The sequence below is a fragment of the Nitrosomonas sp. Nm34 genome, from assembly GCF_900113925.1.
Lineage (GTDB): Bacteria > Pseudomonadota > Gammaproteobacteria > Burkholderiales > Nitrosomonadaceae > Nitrosomonas.
In genome coordinates this window covers 63,258-87,913 of sequence record NZ_FORD01000008.1, presented here as the reverse complement: position 1 = coordinate 87,913, position 24,656 = coordinate 63,258, and the positions used below count along the sequence as shown (strand labels likewise).

General features: G+C 35.0%; 24 protein-coding genes. 13 read left to right on the top strand and 11 right to left on the bottom strand.

The features are described from left to right. Positions 1-4 precede the first annotated feature (4 nt). The 6 genes from BM283_RS05500 to BM283_RS17970 all read left to right on the top strand — a co-directional run bounded on the left by BM283_RS05500 (position 5) and on the right by BM283_RS17970 (position 9,246). Entirely contained in the window at positions 5-2,467 is a 2,463-nt protein-coding gene (locus BM283_RS05500; RefSeq protein WP_090690566.1) for a hypothetical protein, read from the top strand. A gap of 149 nt (positions 2,468-2,616) precedes the next feature. After that, on the top strand, positions 2,617-3,816 hold the full coding sequence (locus BM283_RS05495) for a tyrosine-type recombinase/integrase (RefSeq protein ID WP_090690559.1): 1,200 nt from the start codon (positions 2,617-2,619) through the stop codon (positions 3,814-3,816). A gap of 843 nt (positions 3,817-4,659) precedes the next feature. Continuing rightward, entirely contained in the window at positions 4,660-4,923 is a 264-nt protein-coding gene (locus tag BM283_RS17975) for a hypothetical protein (RefSeq protein WP_139225203.1), read from the top strand. A 283-nt stretch (positions 4,924-5,206) separates the two neighbouring features. After that, positions 5,207-5,806, top strand: coding sequence for a hypothetical protein (locus BM283_RS05485; RefSeq protein WP_090690550.1), 600 nt, complete (start codon positions 5,207-5,209; stop codon positions 5,804-5,806). Positions 5,807-6,724: 918 nt separating this feature from the next. Beyond that, on the top strand, positions 6,725-8,425 hold the full coding sequence (locus BM283_RS05480) for a hypothetical protein (RefSeq protein ID WP_090690547.1): 1,701 nt from the start codon (positions 6,725-6,727) through the stop codon (positions 8,423-8,425). 623 nt (positions 8,426-9,048) lie between these two features. After that, a complete protein-coding gene (locus BM283_RS17970; RefSeq protein WP_139225202.1) occupies positions 9,049-9,246 on the top strand; it encodes a hypothetical protein in 198 nt (65 codons plus the stop codon). 357 nt (positions 9,247-9,603) lie between these two features. On the opposite strand, the gene BM283_RS05475 is transcribed toward BM283_RS17970, so the two are convergent. Continuing rightward, the gene (locus BM283_RS05475) at positions 9,604-9,891 is read right to left on the bottom strand and encodes a helix-turn-helix domain-containing protein (protein ID WP_090690544.1); all 288 of its coding nucleotides are present in this window, start codon (positions 9,889-9,891) and stop codon (positions 9,604-9,606) included. Positions 9,892-10,333: 442 nt separating this feature from the next. Continuing rightward, on the bottom strand, positions 10,334-10,720 hold the full coding sequence (locus BM283_RS05470) for a hypothetical protein (protein WP_090690541.1): 387 nt from the start codon (positions 10,718-10,720) through the stop codon (positions 10,334-10,336). Positions 10,721-11,222: 502 nt separating this feature from the next. On the opposite strand from BM283_RS05470, the gene BM283_RS05465 reads away from it, so the two are divergent. Beyond that, complete coding sequence (locus tag BM283_RS05465; RefSeq protein ID WP_090690537.1) at positions 11,223-11,615, top strand: hypothetical protein; 393 nt, start codon at positions 11,223-11,225, stop codon at positions 11,613-11,615. Between the two features lie 494 nt (positions 11,616-12,109). Continuing rightward, positions 12,110-12,292, top strand: coding sequence for a hypothetical protein (locus BM283_RS05460; RefSeq protein ID WP_090690532.1), 183 nt, complete (start codon positions 12,110-12,112; stop codon positions 12,290-12,292). Between the two features lie 548 nt (positions 12,293-12,840). On the opposite strand, the gene BM283_RS05455 is transcribed toward BM283_RS05460, so the two are convergent. Together BM283_RS05455 and BM283_RS05450 are read right to left on the bottom strand one after the other, a co-directional pair. Next, on the bottom strand, positions 12,841-15,504 hold the full coding sequence (locus BM283_RS05455; RefSeq protein ID WP_090690528.1) for a DUF5906 domain-containing protein: 2,664 nt from the start codon (positions 15,502-15,504) through the stop codon (positions 12,841-12,843). 215 nt (positions 15,505-15,719) lie between these two features. Next, positions 15,720-15,908: an AlpA family transcriptional regulator gene (locus tag BM283_RS05450; protein WP_090690524.1), complete on the bottom strand. Its 189-nt coding sequence runs from the start codon at positions 15,906-15,908 to the stop codon at positions 15,720-15,722. 209 nt (positions 15,909-16,117) lie between these two features. On the opposite strand from BM283_RS05450, the gene BM283_RS05445 reads away from it, so the two are divergent. After that, complete coding sequence (locus BM283_RS05445) at positions 16,118-16,345, top strand: hypothetical protein (RefSeq protein ID WP_139225201.1); 228 nt, start codon at positions 16,118-16,120, stop codon at positions 16,343-16,345. A gap of 137 nt (positions 16,346-16,482) precedes the next feature. Here BM283_RS05445 and BM283_RS05440 read toward each other — a convergent pair whose 3' ends face one another. Together BM283_RS05440 and BM283_RS05435 are read right to left on the bottom strand one after the other, a co-directional pair. Further along, a complete protein-coding gene (locus BM283_RS05440) occupies positions 16,483-17,109 on the bottom strand; it encodes a DUF5384 family protein (RefSeq protein ID WP_139225200.1) in 627 nt (208 codons plus the stop codon). Then, positions 17,060-17,581 (bottom strand): hypothetical protein, encoded by a 522-nt coding sequence (locus BM283_RS05435; RefSeq protein WP_090690515.1) that lies wholly within the window; start codon positions 17,579-17,581, stop codon positions 17,060-17,062. The genes BM283_RS05440 and BM283_RS05435 overlap by 50 nt, the downstream gene beginning before the upstream one ends. Before the next feature lie 358 nt (positions 17,582-17,939). Here BM283_RS05435 and BM283_RS05430 point away from each other — a divergent pair, with 358 nt between their 5' ends. Beyond that, the gene (locus BM283_RS05430) at positions 17,940-18,530 is read left to right on the top strand and encodes a hypothetical protein (protein WP_139225199.1); all 591 of its coding nucleotides are present in this window, start codon (positions 17,940-17,942) and stop codon (positions 18,528-18,530) included. A gap of 101 nt (positions 18,531-18,631) precedes the next feature. Here the strand turns inward: BM283_RS05430 and BM283_RS05425 are convergent, their stop codons facing one another. Together BM283_RS05425 and BM283_RS05420 are read right to left on the bottom strand one after the other, a co-directional pair. Then, positions 18,632-19,084 carry a tellurite resistance TerB family protein gene (locus BM283_RS05425; protein WP_090690509.1) on the bottom strand — a complete coding sequence of 151 codons (453 nt, stop codon included), beginning with the start codon at positions 19,082-19,084 and terminating at the stop codon, positions 18,632-18,634. 267 nt (positions 19,085-19,351) lie between these two features. Continuing rightward, positions 19,352-20,452: a lysozyme inhibitor LprI family protein gene (locus BM283_RS05420; protein WP_090690505.1), complete on the bottom strand. Its 1,101-nt coding sequence runs from the start codon at positions 20,450-20,452 to the stop codon at positions 19,352-19,354. A gap of 866 nt (positions 20,453-21,318) precedes the next feature. Between BM283_RS05420 and BM283_RS05415 the strand changes: the two genes are divergently transcribed. Beyond that, entirely contained in the window at positions 21,319-21,726 is a 408-nt protein-coding gene (locus BM283_RS05415) for a hypothetical protein (RefSeq protein ID WP_139225198.1), read from the top strand. Between the two features lie 35 nt (positions 21,727-21,761). Beyond that, positions 21,762-21,983 (top strand): hypothetical protein, encoded by a 222-nt coding sequence (locus tag BM283_RS05410; protein ID WP_090690499.1) that lies wholly within the window; start codon positions 21,762-21,764, stop codon positions 21,981-21,983. 139 nt (positions 21,984-22,122) lie between these two features. Here the strand turns inward: BM283_RS05410 and BM283_RS05405 are convergent, their stop codons facing one another. The 3 genes from BM283_RS05405 to BM283_RS05395 form a co-directional block, all read right to left on the bottom strand. After that, positions 22,123-22,626: a hypothetical protein gene (locus BM283_RS05405; protein ID WP_090690496.1), complete on the bottom strand. Its 504-nt coding sequence runs from the start codon at positions 22,624-22,626 to the stop codon at positions 22,123-22,125. After that, the gene (locus BM283_RS05400; RefSeq protein WP_090690493.1) at positions 22,627-22,941 is read right to left on the bottom strand and encodes a hypothetical protein; all 315 of its coding nucleotides are present in this window, start codon (positions 22,939-22,941) and stop codon (positions 22,627-22,629) included. Between the two features lie 90 nt (positions 22,942-23,031). After that, a complete protein-coding gene (locus tag BM283_RS05395) occupies positions 23,032-23,457 on the bottom strand; it encodes a DUF2628 domain-containing protein (RefSeq protein ID WP_090690490.1) in 426 nt (141 codons plus the stop codon). A 418-nt stretch (positions 23,458-23,875) separates the two neighbouring features. Between BM283_RS05395 and BM283_RS05390 the strand changes: the two genes are divergently transcribed. Beyond that, the gene (locus BM283_RS05390) at positions 23,876-24,379 is read left to right on the top strand and encodes a thermonuclease family protein (RefSeq protein ID WP_254776201.1); all 504 of its coding nucleotides are present in this window, start codon (positions 23,876-23,878) and stop codon (positions 24,377-24,379) included. Positions 24,380-24,656 lie beyond the last annotated feature (277 nt).

Below are 24,656 nucleotides of genomic sequence, written 5' to 3'. Positions count from 1 at the left end.
AAAGATGGATGCGCAATCCGCAATTAATGAAATTATTGCCAGAAATGGTGCTAGTAATCCGATGTCTGTTAACGAACTACGAGCATTGGCAAATACCATAGATATCAGTGCAGGAAATTCAACTATATTGCTGTATAGCGGGGGTGTGGGAGAAATTACAGATCCACTTACTGGTTATAGAGAATTTAAAGCTTTAGATTTTGCAGAATCTCTATCAAATGGCTCCACCGTGAAGACAATCGTGGATACACAGTTAGGTGAATTTTTAAAAAATGATGAATTTATAGCAGCACTAGGAAAAGCTGCTGTTCGTGAAGGAGTGAGTTTTAATGCTTTATATTTGGGGGCCAATGAGAATGGTGTTCGCATCAACAATACCAGTTTTTGGGATGAGGCTTCAGCACGGCTTGTGAACAGCCATACAGGAGATTTCCGCTTGATTATGCCGCATGCACCTGACGGTAGTGTTGCTGTGGCAACGGAAATCCCGGCTCTGTTGAGTAAAATTATTCAGCCCGGACAGAAAGTAAATGGTATTAATCTCCAGGATTGGCAAGACCGGTATCGGGTGGAGAAATTATTGAATAGTGAGAATGCTGCAAAGACAGAGCTAGTCGATCTAATTCGCGCTACATCCAATGCAGATCTGGCGGGTATGAATGTGGGGCGTGATAGTTCAGGTAAGCTATATATTGATACGAATACTTATTTGGGAAGAGCACTTGGATTGCCAGCCAAGGAAATTCCTGCAGGTGTTGATGTTAGCAGATTGGCATTATTAGAGGATATGCATTTGACAAATAGCGATATGACTCTGTATGTCAAATATGGTGATTTACTCAACAAGGCAGGTTTGGTTGGAGATGTTCTAGGCACAGCTTTGGCTATCGCACAGGCGCAGCATGCCTATAATAGTGGAAATCCTAATGAGGCAGGTGCAATTTTAGCTGCACATGCTGGTAGTTTAGTAGGTGGTTTTGCCGCTGGAACGGCCTCTGCTGCGCTTGTAGCAGGCCTTCTGCTGGCGCCTGGTATCAATGTTGGTGTCGGAGCCGGCATGGTAATAACGGGAGTAGCTGGATTGGCTGGTGGCTACTTTGGCGGGCTGGCTGGGGAGAAGCTTTTCGAGGATTTGTATAGGGATGTGACAAGTATCGATATGGCGCTCTTTTTCCAGAATCTTGCAGAAGATTTTTCGTGGGCAATCAATCGTCTCAGTACTGTTGTTATGCAAGATCTAGGTGATCTTGCGGGTATATTAAACACCGTTAATAATTTCTTTCTCCAATTCAAAAACTGGGTACCGCCTCGGATAGATCCGTTGGTGCTTGATCTGGACAATGACGGTATCGAAACCATCGGTATCAATGGCTCGATTGTCTTTGATCATGATGGTGATGGTATTAAAACCGGTACAGGATGGGTGGGGAAAGATGATGGTTTTCTGGTACTGGATCGTAATGACAATGGCACCATTGATACAGGGGCAGAGCTGTTTGGAGTCGATACCGTAAAATCAGATGGAAAACTAGCTATCAATGGTTTTGATGCATTATCGGATCTCGATTCCGATGCAGATGGATTATTTAATCAGAATGATGCGCAATTCTCGCAGGTGCGGGTTTGGCAAGACCTGGACCAGAATGGTATTTCCACAGCCAATGAGTTGTTTTTATTATCACAACTGGGTGTGGTTAGTATTAATTTAAAAGCCACCACCAAAAATGTCAATCTTGGTAACGGCAATGTGCAAACGGCCTCAGCGGCGCATTTGACTATAGATGGTGAGGGGCAGACAGGTAACCTGGACCTTGCCAATAATCCGTTTTACCGGGAGTTTGTTAATAGCATTCCACTTACAGAGGAAGCATTCAGTCTGCCAAACGCAAAAGGATCTGGTCTGGTGCGTGATTTGCGAGAAGCAGCCAGCTTGTCTCCAGACTTAACCAATCTAGTCAAAAATTACGTTAGCCAGACTAGCTATGCTGGACAGAGAGCATTGCTGGATGACTTGTTAATTGCCTGGGCTGAAACTTCTACTATGAAAACCAGTGTCGATCAGGCTGTAGACAAAGGTTATTACCTGTTTTATTTGATCCCGGGCCAATCATGGCCAGATTATGATAAACATCTTAGTTATTGGGATTCAACGGATAGCAGTGTTGTAGATGCACTTAGCCTACCAATGCGCGAAGAATACCAAACGCTTCTGCAACAGCAGCAGGAAACAGTAGGAATTCTCAGTGTATTAGAGCGTTTTAATGCTTCACCTTTTGTAACGGTAAGTACAGACCGGGTAACTTTGGGTAATGGATCACAAAACATAGTGAATCCGGTGCCGATTAGTGATGGTACAAGTATAAGAAGAGTATTTGTATCTTTATCAACTACGCAAACGGAGTTGATGCAGCAAGGTTATGAGACATTGAAGGAATCCGTATATGGCATTCATATTAATGCAAATTAATGGCTGTTATTTTCCATAAAATTAGCTAAAACAAATAGTATAGAGAATATTTTGCTAACTGTAGTCAATAGTTGAAAATGTGAGTAACAAGACATATATGTGAGTAAAATAGAGAGTAACTTTCATGATTAATCACAGGGATGCTCATAATGACACTGACTGATCGCATGATTAAAAAAGCTATAGCAGAAAATAAACCTTCTAGGTTGTCTGATGGTAACAATCTCGTATTATTAATTCAGCCGAATGGTTCTAAGTGGTGGCGGTTCAGGTACCGTTATCATGGCAAAGCAAAAATGCTGTCTCTTGGTACTTACCCAGGGGTATCCCTAAAAGCGGCTAGAGAAATGCGGGATGATGCGAAAAAATTATTAAGAGGAGGTATTGACCCATCACAGTATAGGCAAGAGAAGAAGTTAGCTAAGACAATAGCGATTGAAAATGGCTTTGAATCGGTTGCACGACAATGGTGGGATAATTGGAAATCTTCTAAAACTGAGCGTCATGCCAATTACGTAATTCGTAGGTTAGAAGCGGATATCTTTCCCATGATCGGCAATAAGCCAGTTACAGAGATAACTGCGCCAACTCTTTTAGGAGTGATCAAAAAAATTGAATTACGTGGAGCTATGGATATAGCCAAGCGAGCATTAAACACTTGTGGTCAGATCTATCGCTATGCGGTTGGGCATGGGCTTGCAGAGCGCAATCCAGCAACTGATATTAGGGCCTCTGATGTGCTGAAAACTACTAGATCCACTAATTTTGCAAGATTAGATAAAAAGGATTTGCCCGAGTTTCTGAGAAAAATTGAAGCATATAGTGGAAATCCATTGACCAAGTTTGCTTTGCAATTGATGGCTTTCACCTTTGTTCGTACTAATGAATTATTTGGTGCAAGATGGGAGGAGATCGATTGGGAGGCAAGACAATGGCACATACCTGCTGAGCGCATGAAGATGAAAAAACAGCACATTGTGCCTTTATCAAATCAAGCCATATCTGTGCTTCAGAATATCAGAAAGATAACTGGTGGTCTTCCTTTATTATTCCCTAATGCACGTAATAACAGGCGACCAATGAACAAAAACACTATTTTATTTGCGATTTATCGTCTTGGTTATAAAGGACGTATGACAGGGCACGGCTTCCGAGGGATAGCTGCAACGATATTACGTGAACAACAAACTCCACGAGAACACGTTGAATTACAGCTTGGCCATCTTGTTGGGAATGCAGTATCGCGAGCCTACGATTATTCTGAGCATCTTCCCGAGCGAACTAAAATGATGCAGAAATGGGCAGATTATCTTGATGAATTAAGGCAAAACAAAAACACTAAAAAATAAAAATGCTCTTGTATTATTTATCAATGTAGAGTATAATTTTAAACTAATGATCTAACGAATATGGTAAATAAGTAAATTCGCAAAGCATTTTATATTATATTTTGATTTGTTATGGAAAAGTGAAATGAATAACCAAGACATATTTTTTAAGTCTGGGTGATTACTATTGCTCATTCCGTAGCAATGCCGTAACACTCAGGCAATAATTAACAACGGAGTGTTACAATTAATGACGAACGTCAATTCAGAACTTCCCCTCATCGGAAAATCTCGCTGGTCACAAATCAAGAGATTTATCCCTGTTTCTCGCGAAAAATTTCGACAATTAGCCCTAGTAGGGAGAGCACCTCAACCGGAAAGACTGGGGATCAGATGCACTTTTTATGATAATTCAGAAGTGCACAGATGGCTTGCTGACCCAATAAACTACAGAGTTAGTCAATAAAAAGGAGTATGTGTGTATCTCCCTTTTGGAAATCGGTTGCTCAAGAGGAATGATTTTTTCTTACTTCTTCCATGAATTAATTCTGGTGGTTTAGCATTATTGTCAGAAATAATTTTGTTTATGTGATCCATTATCTGGGTTGAATATTGAAGAAAAGATATTGAGCAATAAATTCCATAAAATTTGAAAAATTTCAGCGCAATGCGCAATAAATAGTAATGTAAGGAAAATTATTTAACATTTACTGAAGTTTTTGTTATGCAGTGTATTTGGTGACAGTGGTTTGAGAAGCCATCGAAATTCTGAATGGTTTTTTTCTTGATATTCCTGCCATTCAGACTCACCAAATACACACTCTTGATTCTCACCCATTAGTTTTTAAAAAGGAATTTCAAGAAATGCTTAACAAAAGCAGTAGTACCAGTCCATCATTATTTGATGATGCCTTCCAAGAACTTAAATCTAAAAGTTCTGCTAAAAATCTCTTCAAAGAAAAATATGTAATTACGATTGGATTTTATGAAAATTTAAATCAGCAAAAGTCTTCATTAAACCCAAGTAGTAAACTACTTTTCTATTTCTACCCACCAAAAACTAGTTCTTCTAATTCCTGCAATTCTTTGCATGAATGCATTAATTCTATTCCTTCACCTCATACCTGAAACAGAAGGTGTTTTTAAAATTAAAAAAAATTAGTTTTTATAAATAAATAAAAAAGCATCAAACCAGATACATTGATTTAAGCATCTCTCAGGGTGGATCAGGTAAATGGGGAATAAATCGGCAATTATTTTTCTTGGGTCATAGTGACCAGTAATTCTGTGACCCTTGTATTGCCAGAAAATTTTAATTTACTGCTATGGCTAAAAAGCACATGGTTTCTAGAATCTTGCTTGATTGAAAAGTATTCTAAATAAAAAATTAAAGATTAAAAAGAAAATATAAATGAAGAAAACAACAAAATTTTATAAATCTGATATTAGGAAATTCATTAATAAATTTAAGGAAAATGATTCCCTTATGTTAACAATCAGTGAACCACATATAAGATTAAAGAAATTTGCTATTGAAGGAATAACTCTAGAACCAATTATTGATGAAATTATTAGATTAGTTAATAGATTTGTTTTTGGAAAGAATAAAAAGTATGAGTCATTAAAAGGTATTGTTGTAGAAGAGAATATGTATTTCCATCCTCATTATCATATTATCTTGAAAAAACCAGAAGGAATGGAATTTGATCCTTTCAAGAGAAAATTAGAACAAATAGCAGAGAGATTATGTGAGAAAGATTTTATATTAGATTTAAGTGGATCAAATATTTCTTCTAAAACGAAAGAAAGACTATCAAAGCCTTGTTATGACAAATTTGCTAAAGTAACTGAAGTGCATGGGAATTTAGATAATTATCTAACAAAACAGGGGGCATTTTATTACATACTTCAAGGGAGAGAATTTAAACGTGAAAGGGATATTCTAGAATTAAGAGTTAATATTTTTTTTGATAGCCATCATTTTGGAGATTTTGCAAATAATTATGTCTAGAAAATTTCCTATTTTATTCGATGAAGATACTTCTTATCCGTATTCATAGAACTCCTCTTCATATCAAAGGACTGAATCAGATTCATATTTCTAATGAAAGAATGTGATTGTTCAATCCATGAAATTGCCTATCAAACAATTTTAAGATCAGCATTAAGAAATCCTAAAATACTTTTTTAATAAAAGTTATTGTTGCTGATAAAGAAAGTGCTCTTACCCTGGCGAAATCATTTTATGAAGCTAGGAAAGATCTTTGCATAACTGACTTTTTGGATATTTTGGTATTTTAAAGTAATTGATTCTAACAGTTTAATATATAGAAAAAAATTCTAAAGGCACAGTTATACAAAGTTCTTAGTCTTTGTATTTTTAATTCAGCTAATAGTAGAAATTCGACTATTCCTAAACGTATACTGCGACTTCTCTAATATTATTAATATATTTTATAAATTGATCATATTCGAGATTATCATCTTTATATTCTTTTAGAATATTTTTCATGTAGGAAAAGGCCTCTTGAATCTTTTTGTATAAACTATCCCTATTAGTGTTGTAAATAATATTGTTTTGATATTAGTTATAATTTTAATGACCCAATTAGTTCAATTTCTAATTCGTCCGTAATGTAATACTCATAAGATGTCTCGGTATATTTTGGGCTGTACGAGTTAAAATCATTCCTTTTTAACACTAAAAATAGCATGCAATACAAATAGGAATGTATGCTATTGCATTATTGATTGCTTAATTTCTGCCTCGTATACTCTCCATGCCAAATCAATAAAATTGAATTCCTTTGTATTGTTGATTCCTACTTTCTTGAATGCCGGCATAGCCAACTCACGTTGTAAGGTGGGCACATACTCTATCTACCTAGTTTCACCTTAATAGTTTTAAAATCTTATAGGAAGAATAAAAATGGAGATTTCGCGGATTCTCGGCTTAATTATAGCCATGAGTTTAAGCTTTGTTTTGCCTGTTCAGGCAACTACACTGAAAAATATCAAGACTTTTGGTTCAACAAATACCGTCCAGTACTTACATAATGATTGGAATCCATCGGATGGAGATACACACTGGGGAACGCTAGAAATTAAGAACATGTCTGATCTTGTTGCCTCCCTTCTTGATTTTAATGGACCATATGTTGCTGGAAGCTTCATTGTTGGAAATGATCCTTGGGAAACTGTTTCGATAAAAAGTCTTGCCGGAGAAGTTAACCTTGAAGGAACGCAAGAGATGCAGCTTCTAGCCCGGCCACGATATACAACAAGTAATCCTTATGTCAGTGTCGTGCTGCGGTTTACTATGCAAGACGGAAGTATCTGGGATCAACCCAAGGTCTTGGCTAATAATGTATGGGGGAGAGGAGCCTTCCCGATCAATAAAGATTATTTTGCTCGTGTCGAATGGGGGCCTCAAGGTGTATTCGACATTGACAAGGTTGTCTCGTGGGAAATGATTTTAGTAGATTTGCCTCCTAATAATACTCATTACATTGATCTAAGCTCGATATATATCAAGGGAAAGTATGATGCTCCGGTTAACATGAATGCTGCTCAGACATTCGGTGAATATTTTCGTAATGGGGATCAAGGCATTCTCTTTCGACACGCTGACTGGAATCCGACTGATGGTGACACCGACTGGCTATATCATTTATGGAATCAGCCAACATCTTGGGATTACTACGGGTATATATTGGCATACTACCGATCAAATAATGATCCATGGGAAACCGTGTCAATACGCAAGGAAGCTCAATCGCATTTTGATCTGGCATCTGATAGCAACAGCCAGATTGTGGCATTAGTGAGAACTGATCTGAACATGGATCCGAATGCATTAGTTATGAGTCTGACTATGGAAGATGGCAGTATATGGCAGCAAGGAAGGCCCTTGGATGTGGTGAGAACGATTGGCTCATTACCTGGCTATTCTGATATTCGTAATCTCGTTGCCCCATATCGATTTCACCTAGATCCTAGCGGGAATGGATGGACGAGGGCAGCTTGGGGGCCGACAGGAAATTTTAATCTAGCCCAGGTAAAAGTGTGGGAATTACACTTTAATAATCTTGGACAAGGGATGCATGCTGTTGCGCTTGGCAGTATTGATATTAAGTCTGGCTCAGCTTCTTTGACTAAAGCGGATAATGCATTTAATAGCAGTGGACAGGCACAATGGCTAGAGCGCGTATTTTCTGCTGATGGCGTCATTGCCAGCATTAGCTCAACAGGCGATATTGGAGATAGCCTCTCTATTGCAGCCCCAATTAATGGGTCAACTGGTGGTTTTACTCTTGAAGTTTCTAGTGATTATGTCAATAACTCACCAGATGCAATTGTGCTCAAGCTGACAACAAAGGATGGGAAAATTTGGCAACAAGCCTATAGCCTGCCACAAGCTGGGCGGTCTATACTCTGGATTTATACCTCTTGTCCTGGCTTACCGCCTGGCCCTGCACGTCCTAACGGTTTTGAATTGCACTGCCAATTTGCAATGGGGCCGCTGTATGGGATTAACCCTGCTGACGTTACAAATTGGGAAATAGTACTAAACGGACCACCTTCCGGGGAAAGTAAAATTGGGATTAACCTTTTCCCATCAGTTCAGTAATATCTACCGACTCGTGCAGCTGAAGAAACTAGAAATGGGATATTTTTTAGCTGCACACAATGCCATATAAAATGTTAATAGTAAATAAATTTGGCTCATCGCATGCAACGAGCTGAACATTAAATTGATAATAATAAACTCAATATCAACTCTTATAGTTCATATGAAGCAGCATGACCTGAATTTAAGACATGAGGGCATGCTTTTTTGAGCGGTGTTATAGCAAAATTAGCGAACTCTGAATTCTTCTATTATGATTAATCTAACTTTGCTATTAAAGCATCTTTTTCTGTTCTGGTCTGCTTTATAGATCACCCCTTCAATTTCCATATGTTTGACCCCAATAATTCTCCTCCTGATAAGTGTGTCTTTAATAATACAATCACAAGCGCATGCCAAAAGGAGAATTTCCAATATTTTAAAAAATAATAATTTAGGTGTAATTATTGAATAAATAAAAATCAACTAAAAATACTGAAAGAAATATTAGGATTAGATTAGATGGTCAACACAACTCGATATATATAAATTATTTGTTAATATTATGTGAACTTTTTGTGATGGATATCTTCTAATAGTTAACAAAAGCAATATTGATAAATTAATATATTGGAGAGTTAGAAATGAAAACGCATGAAGTTAGCAGAAACTCAGTAATAACCCTCTCTCTTGTTTTGCTGAGTGTTTTAGCTTCAGTCAGTTTGATTTTATTAGTGGATATGCCTACAGGCGCATTATTCTTTCTGGGATATTGGATAATTGCTGCAATTAGTAGTATCTTTAAAAATAAAAGATATTCCTCACCTAGAGTTCTAGCGTAAGTTACTTTAGCTGTAACCTAAGGTATTCTAAACTCTGACAAGACCAATATTGATTTTAGTATTGGTCTTTTTTATAGGTAAATTATAACTTAAGGTTTGTATCTACTCTGAATTAGTCAGGACGAAAACCATTTTCTCAGCAGATAAAATTTAGCTTTGAGGGGTAATCAAGCAAAAAGCTGAGTCGAAACTAAATGATTGATTTTGGTCTTAATAGAACGCATTCAACTATATATCTAGAAATATCTAGCTTCCGGTTATTGCATTAAAGATATTCTCACACTACATCATCAGTTATTTTATAAGCTGATAGCATGAATTTTTCAAAAAGACATAGAACAACTCTTCTTACTGGTGCTAAGTGGAAACCTTTGCTGATTTTTTCAGGCTTTTGTACAGGTCAGGATGCTGTGCTTTTAACATTGCGGCCACAATCAGATCTTCTCGTTTAACTTTTGTCAAATCAATCCGATCAATATGCATTAAGCGTACCAATTCTCTGACGGCTTTGGGCATTTCTCGCCCACTTTCGTACCTTGAGCCCCCACTTTGAGTTACGCCTACCTTACTCCAAAATTCCAACTGATTAAGACCAAGATTTTGCCGAATTTCTCTTGGGTTTGGTATCTTCTTAAAAAGTTTCATAATTTCTGCTCTCGGTCATAACGTTTATAAAAAATAGACTAAAAGATTTATTTTTTGTTCAATTTTATGAAATTACTTCATACTAATGCGCGACTTTAACTGAAATCTTGCTAAATTATTCAACTACAAGCATATCTACCTGTCCTCAGGTTAATTCGATGACAGAAGTGGTATTGAAAACTGTGCAGGTTGTTAAGTAGTATTTGCTGTCAAATATGGAGTTCATCATTTCATAATATGCAAGTATGAAATGGAAGGCAAAGAGGGAAACACTACCTATTGCAACTTGGTATTATGATTAAATCAGCACACATATCATTTATACAGAATTACCCAGAATTATCCTTGTTAAGATAACATTTCTTCCACTTATTACAGGAAATGGATGGCCTCGTATAATGCCTAGTGTCTATAACTCTATTGTTGTTAACGCATTGACAGGTTACGCAATTAAACATGGAACGATTACATCTTCATCATAAGAATATATTGCACATAATCGATGGTAGCCATCTGCAATAATAACTTTTCCATTATTTGAATCCCTCACCAGGAGAAGAGGAGATAACTTTTCAGCTAATTGTATTTTTTGAATATCTCTTTTGACATGAATATTGCTTATACCAAGTAATGGCAAAGTAGATGCTCTGAAGATATCTTTAGCTTGGAATTCTGCAAGCATTGCTTTCTCTAGACTCTTCACATAATTAGCGGCCGTCTTCTCATCGTAAATCAAACTCAAATAGGATAAAGCAGCACTGAAGTTATGGCCTTCTGGCTGGTTTAGCCACTTAATTTCAACTTTCTTTGTTTCAGTTTTCTTTCCCATAGCATTTTTATTACGCTTATAAAACGTTATTTAAAAGTTTCTATATTACTTCGCAACTATTCTCCTTTATAAATTAAAAGTAGTTCTGGCGCTAACTACAGAATTATTTATTTTGTTTTTTATTCCACATCACATGGTCTATAGCATCAATATAGATCCAATTTATTTGTGTCTATTTAAGAAACAATTTATTTCTTTTTTTCTTACTTATTTTTTGTAATTTATGTGGATATTATTCAATATAAGAATTTATATACTGGCGCGATGAGTAGGGTTAAAGTATTAATAACCATAATCTTATTATGAATAATATTAAAATTAATCGTCTAGAATTGTTAAATGAAGGGCTATGTTGGAGAGCCAAGTTGGCCATAGGATTGTTGCCTGCAAAGAACGCACTATTAATGTGGTTATTCTTAATGGACTAGTTATGCATAAATTTGATAAGTACTTTATATAGCGAAATGGAGTTAAATTAAAATAATCGGATGGAGACGTTAAGATGAAAAAGTTGACCATCTTTATAACAATTTTGACAGTTGTTTTCTTGTCTGGCTGTGCTCAAATGAATCCTTTAGCGAGTACTTTGAGTGATGGAGAAGTTGTTGCGAATCAACCTTTCATGGACCCTAATGATCATGATGCTGTGGCTAAACATTACGAAGATGTGGCTAAAGAGATGAAAGCAAAGCTACAGGCGAAAAAAGAGCAACTTGCGGAATATGAAAGACATAATTACTACTATGGAAGAAAAGGGCAAAGCTTCCGGTCACATACTTGGGCTAATATGCGACATTTAGAGAATTCTATTGAAGAGAATTTAAAAGAAGCGGCCATTCACCACAAAATGGCTCAGGATCAACAAAAACGAGATCTCAGTTTAAGAACTGAATAAACTGTAAACTTTAAATTGAAGTAGGAAGTAACTAGCAAAAAATATCTAAATTTCACAACAAGGAATCCTGCAATAGCCGCGATATTAATTACAGATACGCGGCTTTTCTTTTTTATCTGCTTTTATTTTGTATGCTAGCACTATGCTTTGTTTGTGCTGCCTGTCTTTAACCTTATGCTTACTTTTCCACAATTTCTGTGGATAACTTTGTGGGTAATCTGTAAATATTGTTGCTAAGAGGGTTATTTGTAACAACTTTTATTAGATCGATTAAATTTTATACAAATAAAATTATTATTAATAATCAAATATTTAATATTATAAATTTATAGATTGACTATTCAAATAATTATGATAGATGCAGGATATCTTTAGAAAAGGGGTGTGGATTATTTCAGAATGTCAAGTGCGCATTTCCTACATTCTTATTTGACAGTGTGTTTCTCAAGATCGGAAGTACTTGGGTTATCACGTAATAAAAGAGGGGCTATTGAATGACTAAAGAAGTAACATCGAAAGAGTTTAAAGAGAAGTCAAAAGAGAAGCAGAAACTTTCTGGCTTAGAAACTGTTTTTGAAGGGTATTCCTTATCTAGTGAAGAAAAACTTCCCGCACTGGAAACAGTTTTTGGAAGACATTCTCAAGAAAAAAAGGATATTAAAGAAGATCAATATTAAAAGAGAAGTATAGAACATAGTACGCTTCCAAAAAAGAAAACATCTAAGTGATAAACAGCATCAACTGCTGGTTCATCCCTTTTATTTTGCTATCTATCAATGCTTTCAATGGCTTTTGTTACAGGAAATCATTCTCTTAAATTGATATAGCTGAAAAGTTCAGATAGTGCTCTCTGTAGCCACATTCTCAAGAAAATGCGCGCGTGCGTGATGTGTTATTACTTGTTCTAATAGAATTTTAAAATTCTAGACACAAAGACATATTCTTTAGAATAGTTCAAAAATGTGTCTTGTCTGAAACCCTTATGAATATTGATTCTAGACAGAAAGACACATTAGACACATTTTTATTAATTTCTAGGAAAAAAATAAAATAAAGATAACGTATCACGCACATATACAAGCAAGCGCGCACAAGTTGAAAAATCAGAAAATAATGTGTCTAATGTGTCTTAAGTGTATTATTTTATAAAAATCATAAAGTTACACTAGACACATTAGATATTGCATCATAATAATGTGTCTAATGATTTTTTATGTGTCTATTATTAATTCAAACAATTAGCCGTATAACTAACATTGGCTTGTGCATTGGCACTAAAATCAATAAACCCAAACCTATCAATCTGTGAAACAGCCATTTCTACTTCTAAAATACTACTAGAGCAGTCATCCATTTGATCTAACTCAACTTGTCCCTTTTCTGCCTCAAGATCAATATCAAGATTCACTTTCTCGTATTTCTCAAATGCTGCAATAGCCTCACTTAATGTGCCAAAATAATATCCTCGGACATCACTTTTTATTTTTTGATTTTTAAAAAGTTTTGTCAAATATCTGCCAAGTGTATTTTGAGTTTCTATATCATATTGACCCAGTTTTTGTGAATCGCACCAAAATTTGTAGCTTTTATATAGATGTGCTGAAGAAACTTCATTTTTCCAAGTTTTACATTCATATTCATCAAAATTGGAAATACTAAAATAACCTTGGGTAAATGAGTCAACAAGCCATTTTCCAGGTGATTTAAGTGAATACAATCTCTGATCCTTTAATCCTTGAGATTCTGGAATTGCAGTGACATTAAAATTACTAATATCACGATTCAACATTTCATAAAAGAAAGTAGATTGTACTGCCTTATCAGTACAGGCAGCATTCAAAGCATCAAAATATTTTTTATCTCCAATTCGTGTATTTGCAACATCTAATACACAATACCTGCGCTCATCCTTAGTGGCTGGAACAGCGTAATCACTATTCGTGACCATAAATACTTTTAAGAAATTTGGTTGACTAATTGCATCAATACCTTTTCTTTCGATTATTAAAGTTGGTTCTGTAATTAGTGCCTTTAATATACCTTCATGTGATTTGTTACCAGAGTAAAATGCTTCATCTGCAAATAAAAAACAGATGTTTTCCAAGTGAGCATTAAATTTTCCAATAAAATGCTGAGGGTTACTAATATGGGTACCATGATTCCCCCAGATTTTTCTAAGAAAATGTCCGATTGTGCCTTTTCCTGTACCTTTCTCACCCCGAAGAACGATTGCAGAGCCAATAGGTTTATTTGGATATTGCATCGTACAGGCAATCCAATTATAAAAATATTCAATTGATACAGGATCATTGCCACAAATAATTTGCTCAATATGATTTTTTACAATATCGATATTGGCTCCTTTCAAAGGTTCTACTGCGAACCCTCGCCAAGTATTGAAATAATCCTTAGGTAGATTTTTGCCTGGTGCAAAACGAACACCTTTTCGATAGACACTGCAATTTTTATGTTCTGCCCATGCAGTGATTTTATCTTTCATAACCGGAACAATATTACTACGGACTACTTTTTCTCCAACTTGGATTTGATCATTCGCATAGATTTTCTTAAGTTCTGACTGATCAATGAACTCGTAAGAAATTCTGGATTCATAATGAGCATTTTCCGATACAGTTCTCATAATTTTGTGCTTACCACCCAACATTACTTGAGCATGCGTTTGATTGAAAGAATTCACATGCTCATTTAATTTCACTTCCCAATCTGCTAATACTGGTTCTTCATAATTTGAACATAAAGAAAATGTTTCGCCACCGTGTGCGAAAGTATGAATGGCAGGTTTATCTTGATTGGAATAAATCACAGATTTACCAAAAATAGATTGATCTAATGGGTGCGCACATGCCATTTGATGATATTTCATGGGATTATCAATAATATTCTGGACTGTAATTTCTTCACCTATTTCCAGAAGAATCGAAAATTGACCATATAATTCATGTCTGGTAAGAGCATGATCAATAATAGCTGCAGCATTGCTTTTCGTTAAATTTTTTATCTTTTCTCTCATGTTAATTGAGGATTGATTAATAAATTGTTGACGAATTTTTTGAGCTTCTTCTGCAACGCTACCTTTTAATTCCTCTGTTATTTTTTCATAAATTTCATGTTCTTCTTGAGTTAATGGTGAAATAGAATTTGTTGAGAGCATATTGCCATCGAATGTTTCAATAAACTTTTTCTGACTAATTGAATCATTTTTTAGAATCGCCCCACCTTCAAATATGGGTTGATTGCTGGTACATAATGCTTTATCAACTAGAGAATAAATTTTGACTATTCCAGCTTTAGTTATTTTTGGATAACAGTAACCGGCAATAACTGAACGAACATGTAAGATCTCTAAAATATCTTTATTATTTTTTGTGGTATTTATTGGAATATAAGTATGTACCCCTCGTAAGCCATTTTTTTCTTGGTCATTGACAAAAATATGGCTACTTGCTGATGTTGACATCACTTTGAACGCACCTTTTAAACAAGGATCTATTTTGCCCAATACGTCATTCAGTTCATCAAGTGAATTAATATTCATTTTTTGAACTGAATCAGAATCTATACAGAGTATTCCTGGTTTATTAGTAAATGGAAAAATTTTCTTTAATCGCGTAGCATCCCCTGGGCAATTACCTTCAGACAAAGATTGGTGTACACCCTGGATTAAAAATTCTCCAGGTATCATTGAATTAATATAATCTGGTAATTCTGTATAGTTTATGTTGATGGTTCTAAATGACCCGTTCCAGAAATTCCCATTCGCTATTTTGATCAGTTCGCCATCTAATAGGTCATAAGATTTGGCTGTTCTCTTTTCAGCATCAGTAAATTTTGTGAAAGTGATTTGTGATTTATTTTTAATATCTTTCATTGCTTTTTTATTTCTCTTTTTAAAAATTATTTCTAATAAGAGAACCTTAAAGATTTAGCTCACAAAACTTTTATAAATATTTTTATCGAGGAAATATTTTCTTGTGAGCCAGAGTACTCTCAAAGTTCTCTGGTTTCTTTTTTGTGCATAGTGCTCACCGAAAACTCATAATAAAAATAATTACTCATTGCCTTATTCAGGCATTTCCACGAATTTTAAGGATTGCCTCTTTTTGCAATGCAAGAGGACATCCATTCCTCAATTTCACTGGCAACCCATGCTACAGATCTAGCCCCAAGCTTTACTTGGGATGGAAATTTTCCATCTTTTATAAACTGATATATTGAACTGCGAGATAAACCAGTTATCGTTTTTACTTGATCCAACCGAATAAATTTACTCATTTATATTCCTTATAAGTATTAATGAAGTTCAGAAGATTTTTTTTCTTCTATTAATATTTATTAAGATACATTACTGTTTATTTCCCAATAATTAACTTTTGGGAAACTTTTTTTCTAATTATTTTTTTTGATTTAATCGGGGTAAGAAAGTGAGTGGGTTTCCTAAACATCTACCTAGGACGCTTAGGGAGGGGGATATTGCAGATCAATTGGAACGACAACGAACTCCTGGGAGTATTTCTCAGAAGCTAAGTGATTTTGTTGTGAGACAGGTTGATAGAGAGAAATGGGAAATTGAATTCAAAAATAATGGTGTGGATGGCTATCGCTTACAAGCGAAGAGGGGAGAGATAAGACAGTTTGTCAGGATTGCAGGAGTTGAGAGATGGATGAAAAAAATGGGAATTAAGGAATTTAAGGTTGTGTTAGATGATTGAAATTACTATGTTCTTTAATATCGGTACTAAGAAATATGAGTTAATTGTATGATTTATAGTATCGTTAGTGGTTCATCCGGCAAATGCATATGTAAACCAATATGCGCAATTACGGATGAACCTTTGCTTGACTAAGTTTACTTAAACCAATTCTTACCATCTGCTTCGGCACCTTTGCCTACACCAATCAGCATTTCCTTGGTTCCTTCCGAAACATTACGTTTAGCATCTGCAGCGGATTTAACCACATCAGTTTCAGCTTTGTGTCGACCTAGCTCAGCATCGATGTAATCATTTGCTCTGGCTGCCTTTGCTTTTTTCTCTTCCAATGCAATACGTCTTTCCTCTAAATCCATTTTACGCAACTCATCTTCATATGCTTGATCTCGTTTTTTATCTGCATCAATAGCTTGGCGTTTAGCATTTGCCTCGGCTTCAGCTTTTGCCTTTGCTGCTTTATGTTGGGCTCTAGCTTCTGCTGCAGCTTTTTCTGCTTTTGCTTCAGCAGCCGCCCGTTCAGCTTTTGCCTGAGCCGCTGCTTTTTCAGCGCGCATATTTTCTTGACGTTGTAAATCTAGCCTAATAGCTTCTTGCTCATTGTTATATTGCTGTTGCTGAGATTTAACAGCATTCAGAGCAAAATCTAGATCATTAGCAAATGACGTTGTGCTAGCTAGGAATGAAAGTAAGGTAAATCCCTCTTTCAGCATCTTATTACCCTTTTGTACAACCACTTGGATTGTTCGGCTGAATTCTTGTTTCATTCGCTTGGGATGAAATCACCATAGCTGTGCCTTGTTTGTATTCACACAATCTGCCAACTTGAGCTGAATTCATGATTTTTCCTGAAGAATCTTTATAAGTCAGGTTAACGCCAGCAACTAAAGCTTTATCAGAAACTAAAGAACCAACAGCTGCTCCTGCAGCACTTCCCCCTACAACGCCACCAGCAGTGGCCAAACCATTGTTTTTAGTAGCTAAGCTAGTACCAACACCGCCTCCAACGGCACCCAATATCCCGCCGATAACCTGTGCCTGTTTCTTAGCTTCAGCATTATCAACTTCAATTTTTGCCTCTTGAATCATCATAATTTCAATCGTTTTGACTTCCTGCGCTTGATTTACCTGTCCAGCTTTGAAAACGTTTGCTTGGTATTCTTCTCCTTTGGTAGCACAGCCAGATAAAATGAGCGCGGCACAAAATGACGCTAAAGATAAATGAGATGAATATTTCAAAGTTAACCCCCCCTTCTACGTTGTTGTTTTTTTAAAATTTTATGTTTTCAGAAAGCAGAAAAATTCAAAAGTCATACTTATTCTTAGAACTACGATGAGATTGATCTAAAAATTTGGAGATGTTAACAGCCCCACGCCAGCATTTGATTTGTTCTCCTGGGGAACTTTAACAATCAAAAATAATCTAATGTCATATTTTATGATTTTATCATTAAAAATAGGAAATAATATATTTGTCTTATTTATTGCTAAATATTATTAAAAAATAACAATATATATGTATTAGTAGAGATTTTATTAATATACAGTTGTCTCATTCCATTCAATTTGAGTATGGTTTCTAAATTTATGGGGAGCTATGATGGAGGTTACGCGTATTGAAGAACTTGTAAATTCTCGTTGCGAGGAACTTGGAATAGATACAAAAGAATTGATCAGAAGAGCAGGGTACAGCACCTACAATAATGGGATACGTCGATTAATGGAATTATTTGTTGGAGACTTTAAATCTAGTCGTGGGTTAATCGAGAAATTGCCAAATGCTCTTGAACTTCCAGAAGATGCTATTCAGCAAGCGATTGAACAAACTAAACAAGATGAAAGGGATGCGTGGGAAGCGGCTTGGCGTGCAAGTTTTAAGCCTCATGCTATTGTTCGCACAGATATGAATGGCCGCCCTCGTTCAATTACTATGGCAGGGCTAACTGATGCTGGCCGCCATAAACGTATTGAGTTTACAGATGATATCCAACCTGAAGATTATATTAAAGTTGCATTAAGTGAATATAAAAATCGAGAACGACTGATCAATGGATTCTTTTACGAACCACTAGAAATCATTGTTAATTTTTCTCCAGATCATGCTAGCAGATACACGCTTAATGGAGTCTTTTTAGGTGATCTTGATCATGCCTATCGGAATGGTATGTCGATAGTTGAGATTAGATAGTATTACTTTATCAGCATTCCGTTAAGATAAGAATGCTGATAATTTATCTTACCTTTAGATTAGTAGAAAAAGTTTATTGGCTTTGCCGAAGTTAATTTTACTTATTTTGCGTTGCCATAATTTCTTGCCAGCATCACTTCTACAGCTTTCGTGGCAAAATCATCAGAAATAGCTAATTGTTCTTTCAAATGCTCAATAATTTGTTGCTCTTGTGGACTAATAGAACCATCAATCAAAACGATGTCTACAGCAACTGAAAAAACCATGTTTCTGTTTTCTGGTTTAATTAAAGGAGCGCAATCGTTAACTGCTTCTGCAAGACTTTCAAAATTTTTCAGGTTATTAATACATTCACGAACTAATCCTTTCAAATCAATGTTAGCAAACATTCTTTTTTCGAAAAGCGTATCGACAATCGTATCCCATTCTTCTGGTTCCAGTACACCATCAGAAGTAGCTGCAGCAGCTATAATGGTAATAAAAGCTTCTTGTTCGTTATCAATAACTGGTTTTTGAGCAACTGAATTGGCAAATAATTTATCAAAAAATCCCATGATGTTTTCCTGTTGAAAGAATAGAAAGTAAGTTGTGGAAATAACTTGAATTCAAGGAATCTATGTTAAATAGATTTTAGATAAAAGACATGTTTTTACAATAAGGAATAAATCTGAACAAAACAATAGAGTATTTCTTCTTTAAAAAATGAGAAATTAAGATTGATTATTTTATATCTATTGTCCCTATTTGATTCAATAATCTAGTAGAAAAAAGCACTAAGAATTTTTAAAAGGCGATTCTTAAGAATAAAAAGGAAATGAGTATTATTCATTCAACTCGGAGATTCTTTGAGTGTAAGCATTTTCCATGCAAAACTTATCGGAACAGGCGTTTCTTGATGTCTTTATCCAATCAATTTGTTTGGCCTTAAATTTGTTTTTGTCTAATGCTTTATCACGCATTTTCAGATATACCTGGCTTAAATCGACATCAAGCTTAGAAAGATCACGATCTGAACAGATTAGCCTTTCTGCGCCGTTGCTAGCTTTTGTACAATCAAAGCTTGGTGCAAAGGGAGTGTTGTCAATCGGTTCTAAAGTTGCTGGTACAGTTGGAGAGACAGATTTTTGAGTTGGAGTAACTATAGATTCAACGGCTAGTGCTTGATCAATTGTAAGTGCTGGAGTAGGAGATAGTTCTGATACTGTTTCAATCGCATCAAGTGTTTTTTTGCCATCTGCTTCAATTAATTTTAGTGATTCCATTTGAATAATTGTTTCAATTGATTGGCTTGGAAAAGCCACTTCAACAAGATATTTATTCTTTAAATCAGGATCTTCACTCATTCTGACTGTATAGAATATTTTTTTATTACTAAGTGAAATTATATTATTTTTTAAATTTACCGGGCTCTCTTCAAATATATTGTTGATATTTGTTCTAACTGCCATAAAAAGAGTTGAATAAGTATCATTATTCAAAGACAATTTAACATACTCTTTATCCAATTCTTTTAAATCTGCATCAGATAAATTTTTTCCGCTAAGATGTGCTATAAAATTTGTAGCAGGATCATTTTTTAAGAGACCGACAAATAAAGCCCGACCAGTCTCTTTGGAAGGATTATTAAGCGCATCAATTATTTTTATAGTTTGATCATTTAATTTCCATTTAAAAATAGCAGAACACTGATTCTTATTGAGCCTCTCATCAATCTGAATTGTTTCAATATTGTTGATCGAAATCTGTTTTACAGCTTTTGCTCTTTCGTTTTCATTTTCAAAAATTTGCTCTGCCAAAATCTGTTTCAATAAATTTGAAACTTCATTGTCTCCACATTTAGGTAACTTTGGGCCAAACCCAGGTAAAATTGGACCAAACCCCGCAAGAAGCATAGCAAGAAATATAATAAAAATTTTTTTCAATTAATCTTCCTTAGATCTTAATAAAGAATTTGCACTAGTCATAAAATGCTTATGACATCTAATAAGATTCCAAATTATAAAAGAGATTGAAATAGTATCCATCAATTTGCTCAAATGTTATTTGTGAATTAGTGTCAGATGTTGAGTTACAAATGAACTAGCTAATTTAACTAATTGTTTTAATATACATTTAAACGAAACTATTACTTCACCTATATAATAGGAAAAAGTAATCATTTCATTACATATCAATACAAATCATTATAAATCTCAAGAATCATATGTAGTAACTATTCTTGAGTTCATTAATTTTTTGAATCAAGCAAACAGCAAGATTACAAATTTCTTCTGTCTATTGTTTCTCTTTTATTGAAGTCAGTGTATTTCATTTCAACTCCAGTTTTTATATGCCTGATTGAATTCTTTTTTAACTATCAAACTCCACCATAGCAATCAATCTGTTGGTTTACCACCTAAACTATAATTAGTAATCATTGCTCTTCGCTCAATTTTATTCTGCTATACATTTATGTACAAAATGGAACTAAATTTTCGTCAATATGTATGAAATGCAAGCAGAGCCTAGTAAATATTTCTTTATTAGATACAATCATGTGGGCAAATGTAACTAAAGGGTGATTAAATAGTACATCATAGAAAAATCAAAAAACTACAAAAGTAATGTATGAAATCACAAAATATATCTATATGTTTTACAATTAATGCTATTGTCACATTCTAATTAAATAATAGATATGAGCTTAATTAATTTAAGTTATTCAATTTCAATTGATGTAAGCCAGTCAATTCCTTAACAATCTGTCCAGTTTCTAAAATTACATGAAACTAATTACATGGAAAATACAATGAAGAACATTATCTTGTTAGTTTTAGTTTTAATGGCTTTTATAACAAAATCAGCATTAGCTAATAATCCCGTTCAGCTTTATAAAAACTATAAATTTGGAATGTCAAAATTAGATTTACAAAAAAACACTAATGTTTATGATTGCTCAGAAGTTATTGAAAAAGGGGCATTATGTTTAGATGGAGAAAAATTTTTTGAAATGGAAGTGTTGTTAGGTTTTCGATTTTTTGATGATAAATTAGTATCGGTAGTGCTTTTCTCGGAATTTACCGAAGAAAAATATATGAAACTTCTCAACGCACTTAAATCTAAATTTCAGATTATCCAACTTGTAAGTGGCAATGAAAAAATTGATACATTAATTCAGTTTAAAAAAATGATAAAGCTACAATTCTTAAAAACGTAAACGATATCGAGCGGCGAGGTTTAGCTAGTGGAAATTTGAAAATATTTTTCATTGAAAAAGAAATTTTTGATACTCTAGCAAAATCATCAGCTAATGCCGAAGAGTTATTCGCGAGGGCAAACAACGATATACGCTCAGTTGAGTATACAGTTAATATAAAAATAGATGAAAAAACTACTTTTAGTGCAATACAATTTACTGCGCCAAAAAAAATGGCTTTAATGGTAAAGTCGAAGCAAAAATATGAAGATTTTTAATTTAGATTTTCCCTTAGAACCACGAACATCTATAGACTTCACAAGTCATTCTAGTAGCTTTCCTTTGATATATCTTTGAACTCACAAAGGTTTCTATAGAAAGAAACAAATCATGTCGGAATTAACTAAGACATTATGCTTACACTTTAAATCTATTCCAGATCATGTGTGTGAAAGATTGCCCATCTCTCCCTAAATCTAATAATTCTTTTTGGAATACTGGCCATTCTGATTCGGTGAGTAGAACTAAACGCTGGCTGTGATATTTCGTTGGTTTTACATCAATCTTTAAAAACATAAATGCCCCATCTTTCTTTGTGATGTCTAATATGGCACCATGAACAATATCATTTCTCTTTATTCCTGCATTTTCAAATCGTAGAAAAAGCTCTTCACTCTCTTTACGGAATTCAGTAAGCTCTGGAATCTTATTAAAGCATTCTTTTAAGAATTTAAGCTTTGAACCCAGATTTATCGGTCGATTTTTAAGTAAAACATGACCATCGAAATAATGAAAGATATTTGCAACCATAAGATCAAGCGATTGTTCTGCAAATCCCCATTGAACAACAATAAAACCAACAATATTATATAGAATCCCAATATCGCTTTCTGCTTTTACTCCTTTAAGATTGAAACTCATCTAAATTTGCTTTAAGTTTTGCTGTTTTGCCTTTTGTCTACCATAGTAGACTCCCACACTTGCACCTATCACTGAAAATAAAAAGAATCTAGAAATTCCATCAATAACAATACTTGGTATGTCAGCATTTGGGTTTAAAAAAGAAGCAATATACGCCCACATAATTACACCAATCGACCAACTTATAGCGAATCCTGATAATAAACCCAAAAATACCCTCCAAGGTTTTATATTTACTTTATTAAAGAAAAATCCAATTCCGAATCCTATTCCTAGTATGAGCGCTTGCGACATTGTGAGTAGGAGTATTGACATAGATTTTCCTTAATGTAGTTTACGTTATCAGGAACGCCTAGCTGTTTTGCCAGCGAAGCGTCTCCTTGAAGCACAGTATCAGTATTAGGCCTATTTAGCGACTTGAGCAATAGCCACATCGGAAGTTTCAGCTTGGACGGTAGCAAGTTTAGCGACTTGAGCAATAGCCGCATCGGGAGTTTCAGCTTGAATGGTAGCAAGTTGTTCGTAACCACGTTTTGACAGATTTTCTTGTCTCCATTTGTTGCCTTTGAACGCAGGAATTAACCAAAGCGCGAAATAGCCAGCAGCAAGAATTAGGTAAACGAGTGCCTGAGCATCGCCTTCTCCCGATTGGCCTGTGACTGTTTCGATTAGGGCAAACACGATATATGCGGCGAACCATAATCCAGCTAACCCCCATAACTTCTTTACCAACAGCCAAAAAAAGCCGAAAAAAAATGCAGGCCAGGAAAAACCGACTTTTACAGCTTCAATACCATAAGTCGGATGCTTATAAACGTTAAATGTCTTCATGACTTCCCCTTTGGTTTAAAAAAATAGCATTAATCCGTAACCTTCCGCGAGTTTGTAATAACCACTGTTTTATCGGCAACGGATAAAACTTGTTGAACTGAACTACCAGTAAGATTGCTCTTATGGAGATTGTAAGTCTGCGTAAGGAAAAGTCAACTTACAGTTATGACGAGTGGGTATATGGTTAATTAGAAAAATAGAAAGCCAAGTAGCTGGAATGGGATTCCGGATTCAATTTCCGCCCAGATCAATCTTAATTTTCTTTATTAATCTATCAATTGCTTGACTAAATCCATCTACCTTTTTGGGTTCAGTATTATTGCTGGCAGGAAAAAAGTAAAATTGAGATAAGGCTACCTTAATTCAAGATAGAACCGATTATAAAAATTTTGCATAAAGATTAAATAATACGAATTTGATGAAATTAGTGACCATGGTAAATTCAAAAGCATTTCTATTTCTATTCTTACTGTACCTTGTTCTTTTACCGTTTTCTGCAATAGCCCAGGAATACATTGGACGAGTAGTCGGTGTATCTGACGGAGACACTATAACTATCCTTGATGACCAAAAACAGCAAATCAGGGTACGGCTAGCTGAGATTGATACACCAGAATCAGCACAACCTTACGGTACTCGCGCTAAGCAGGAATTATCTAGAATTGTCTTCGGTAAAACTGTAATCGTCAAAGTAAAAGACACTGATCGCTATGGTCGTAAAGTTGGGCGTGTCTATATAGATGATATCGATGTCAATGCAGAAATGGTAAAAATCGGTGCAGCTTGGGTATATCGGAAGTATGCTAGAGATCAAAACCTCTATGCTTTGGAAAAACAAGCTAGGAAAAAAAGAGTAGGGTTATGGAGATTACCTGAAGCTCAGCAAGTTCCACCTTGGGAATGGCGGAAAACAAAGCGATAAGGTGCATAAGTTAACTTCACGTACTTAACTTCATCAGTATAACAATACTCCATTATCTGGTTAACACTAAATAATGCTTTGGCAATGAATTCATCATTGAACAGCATTAATGGCAATTTATTTTGTTGTTCCACTTAAATACAAGAATTTTTTATGATGTAAATTCTAAGCAATAACTCAAGATGGTTCCTAGTGAGATAAATTCACCTTAAAAAGTAGAGTGCATTGCAGAGTTGTGAGTAATTATGTGAGTAACAAAATAACTAATTAAGGAAAA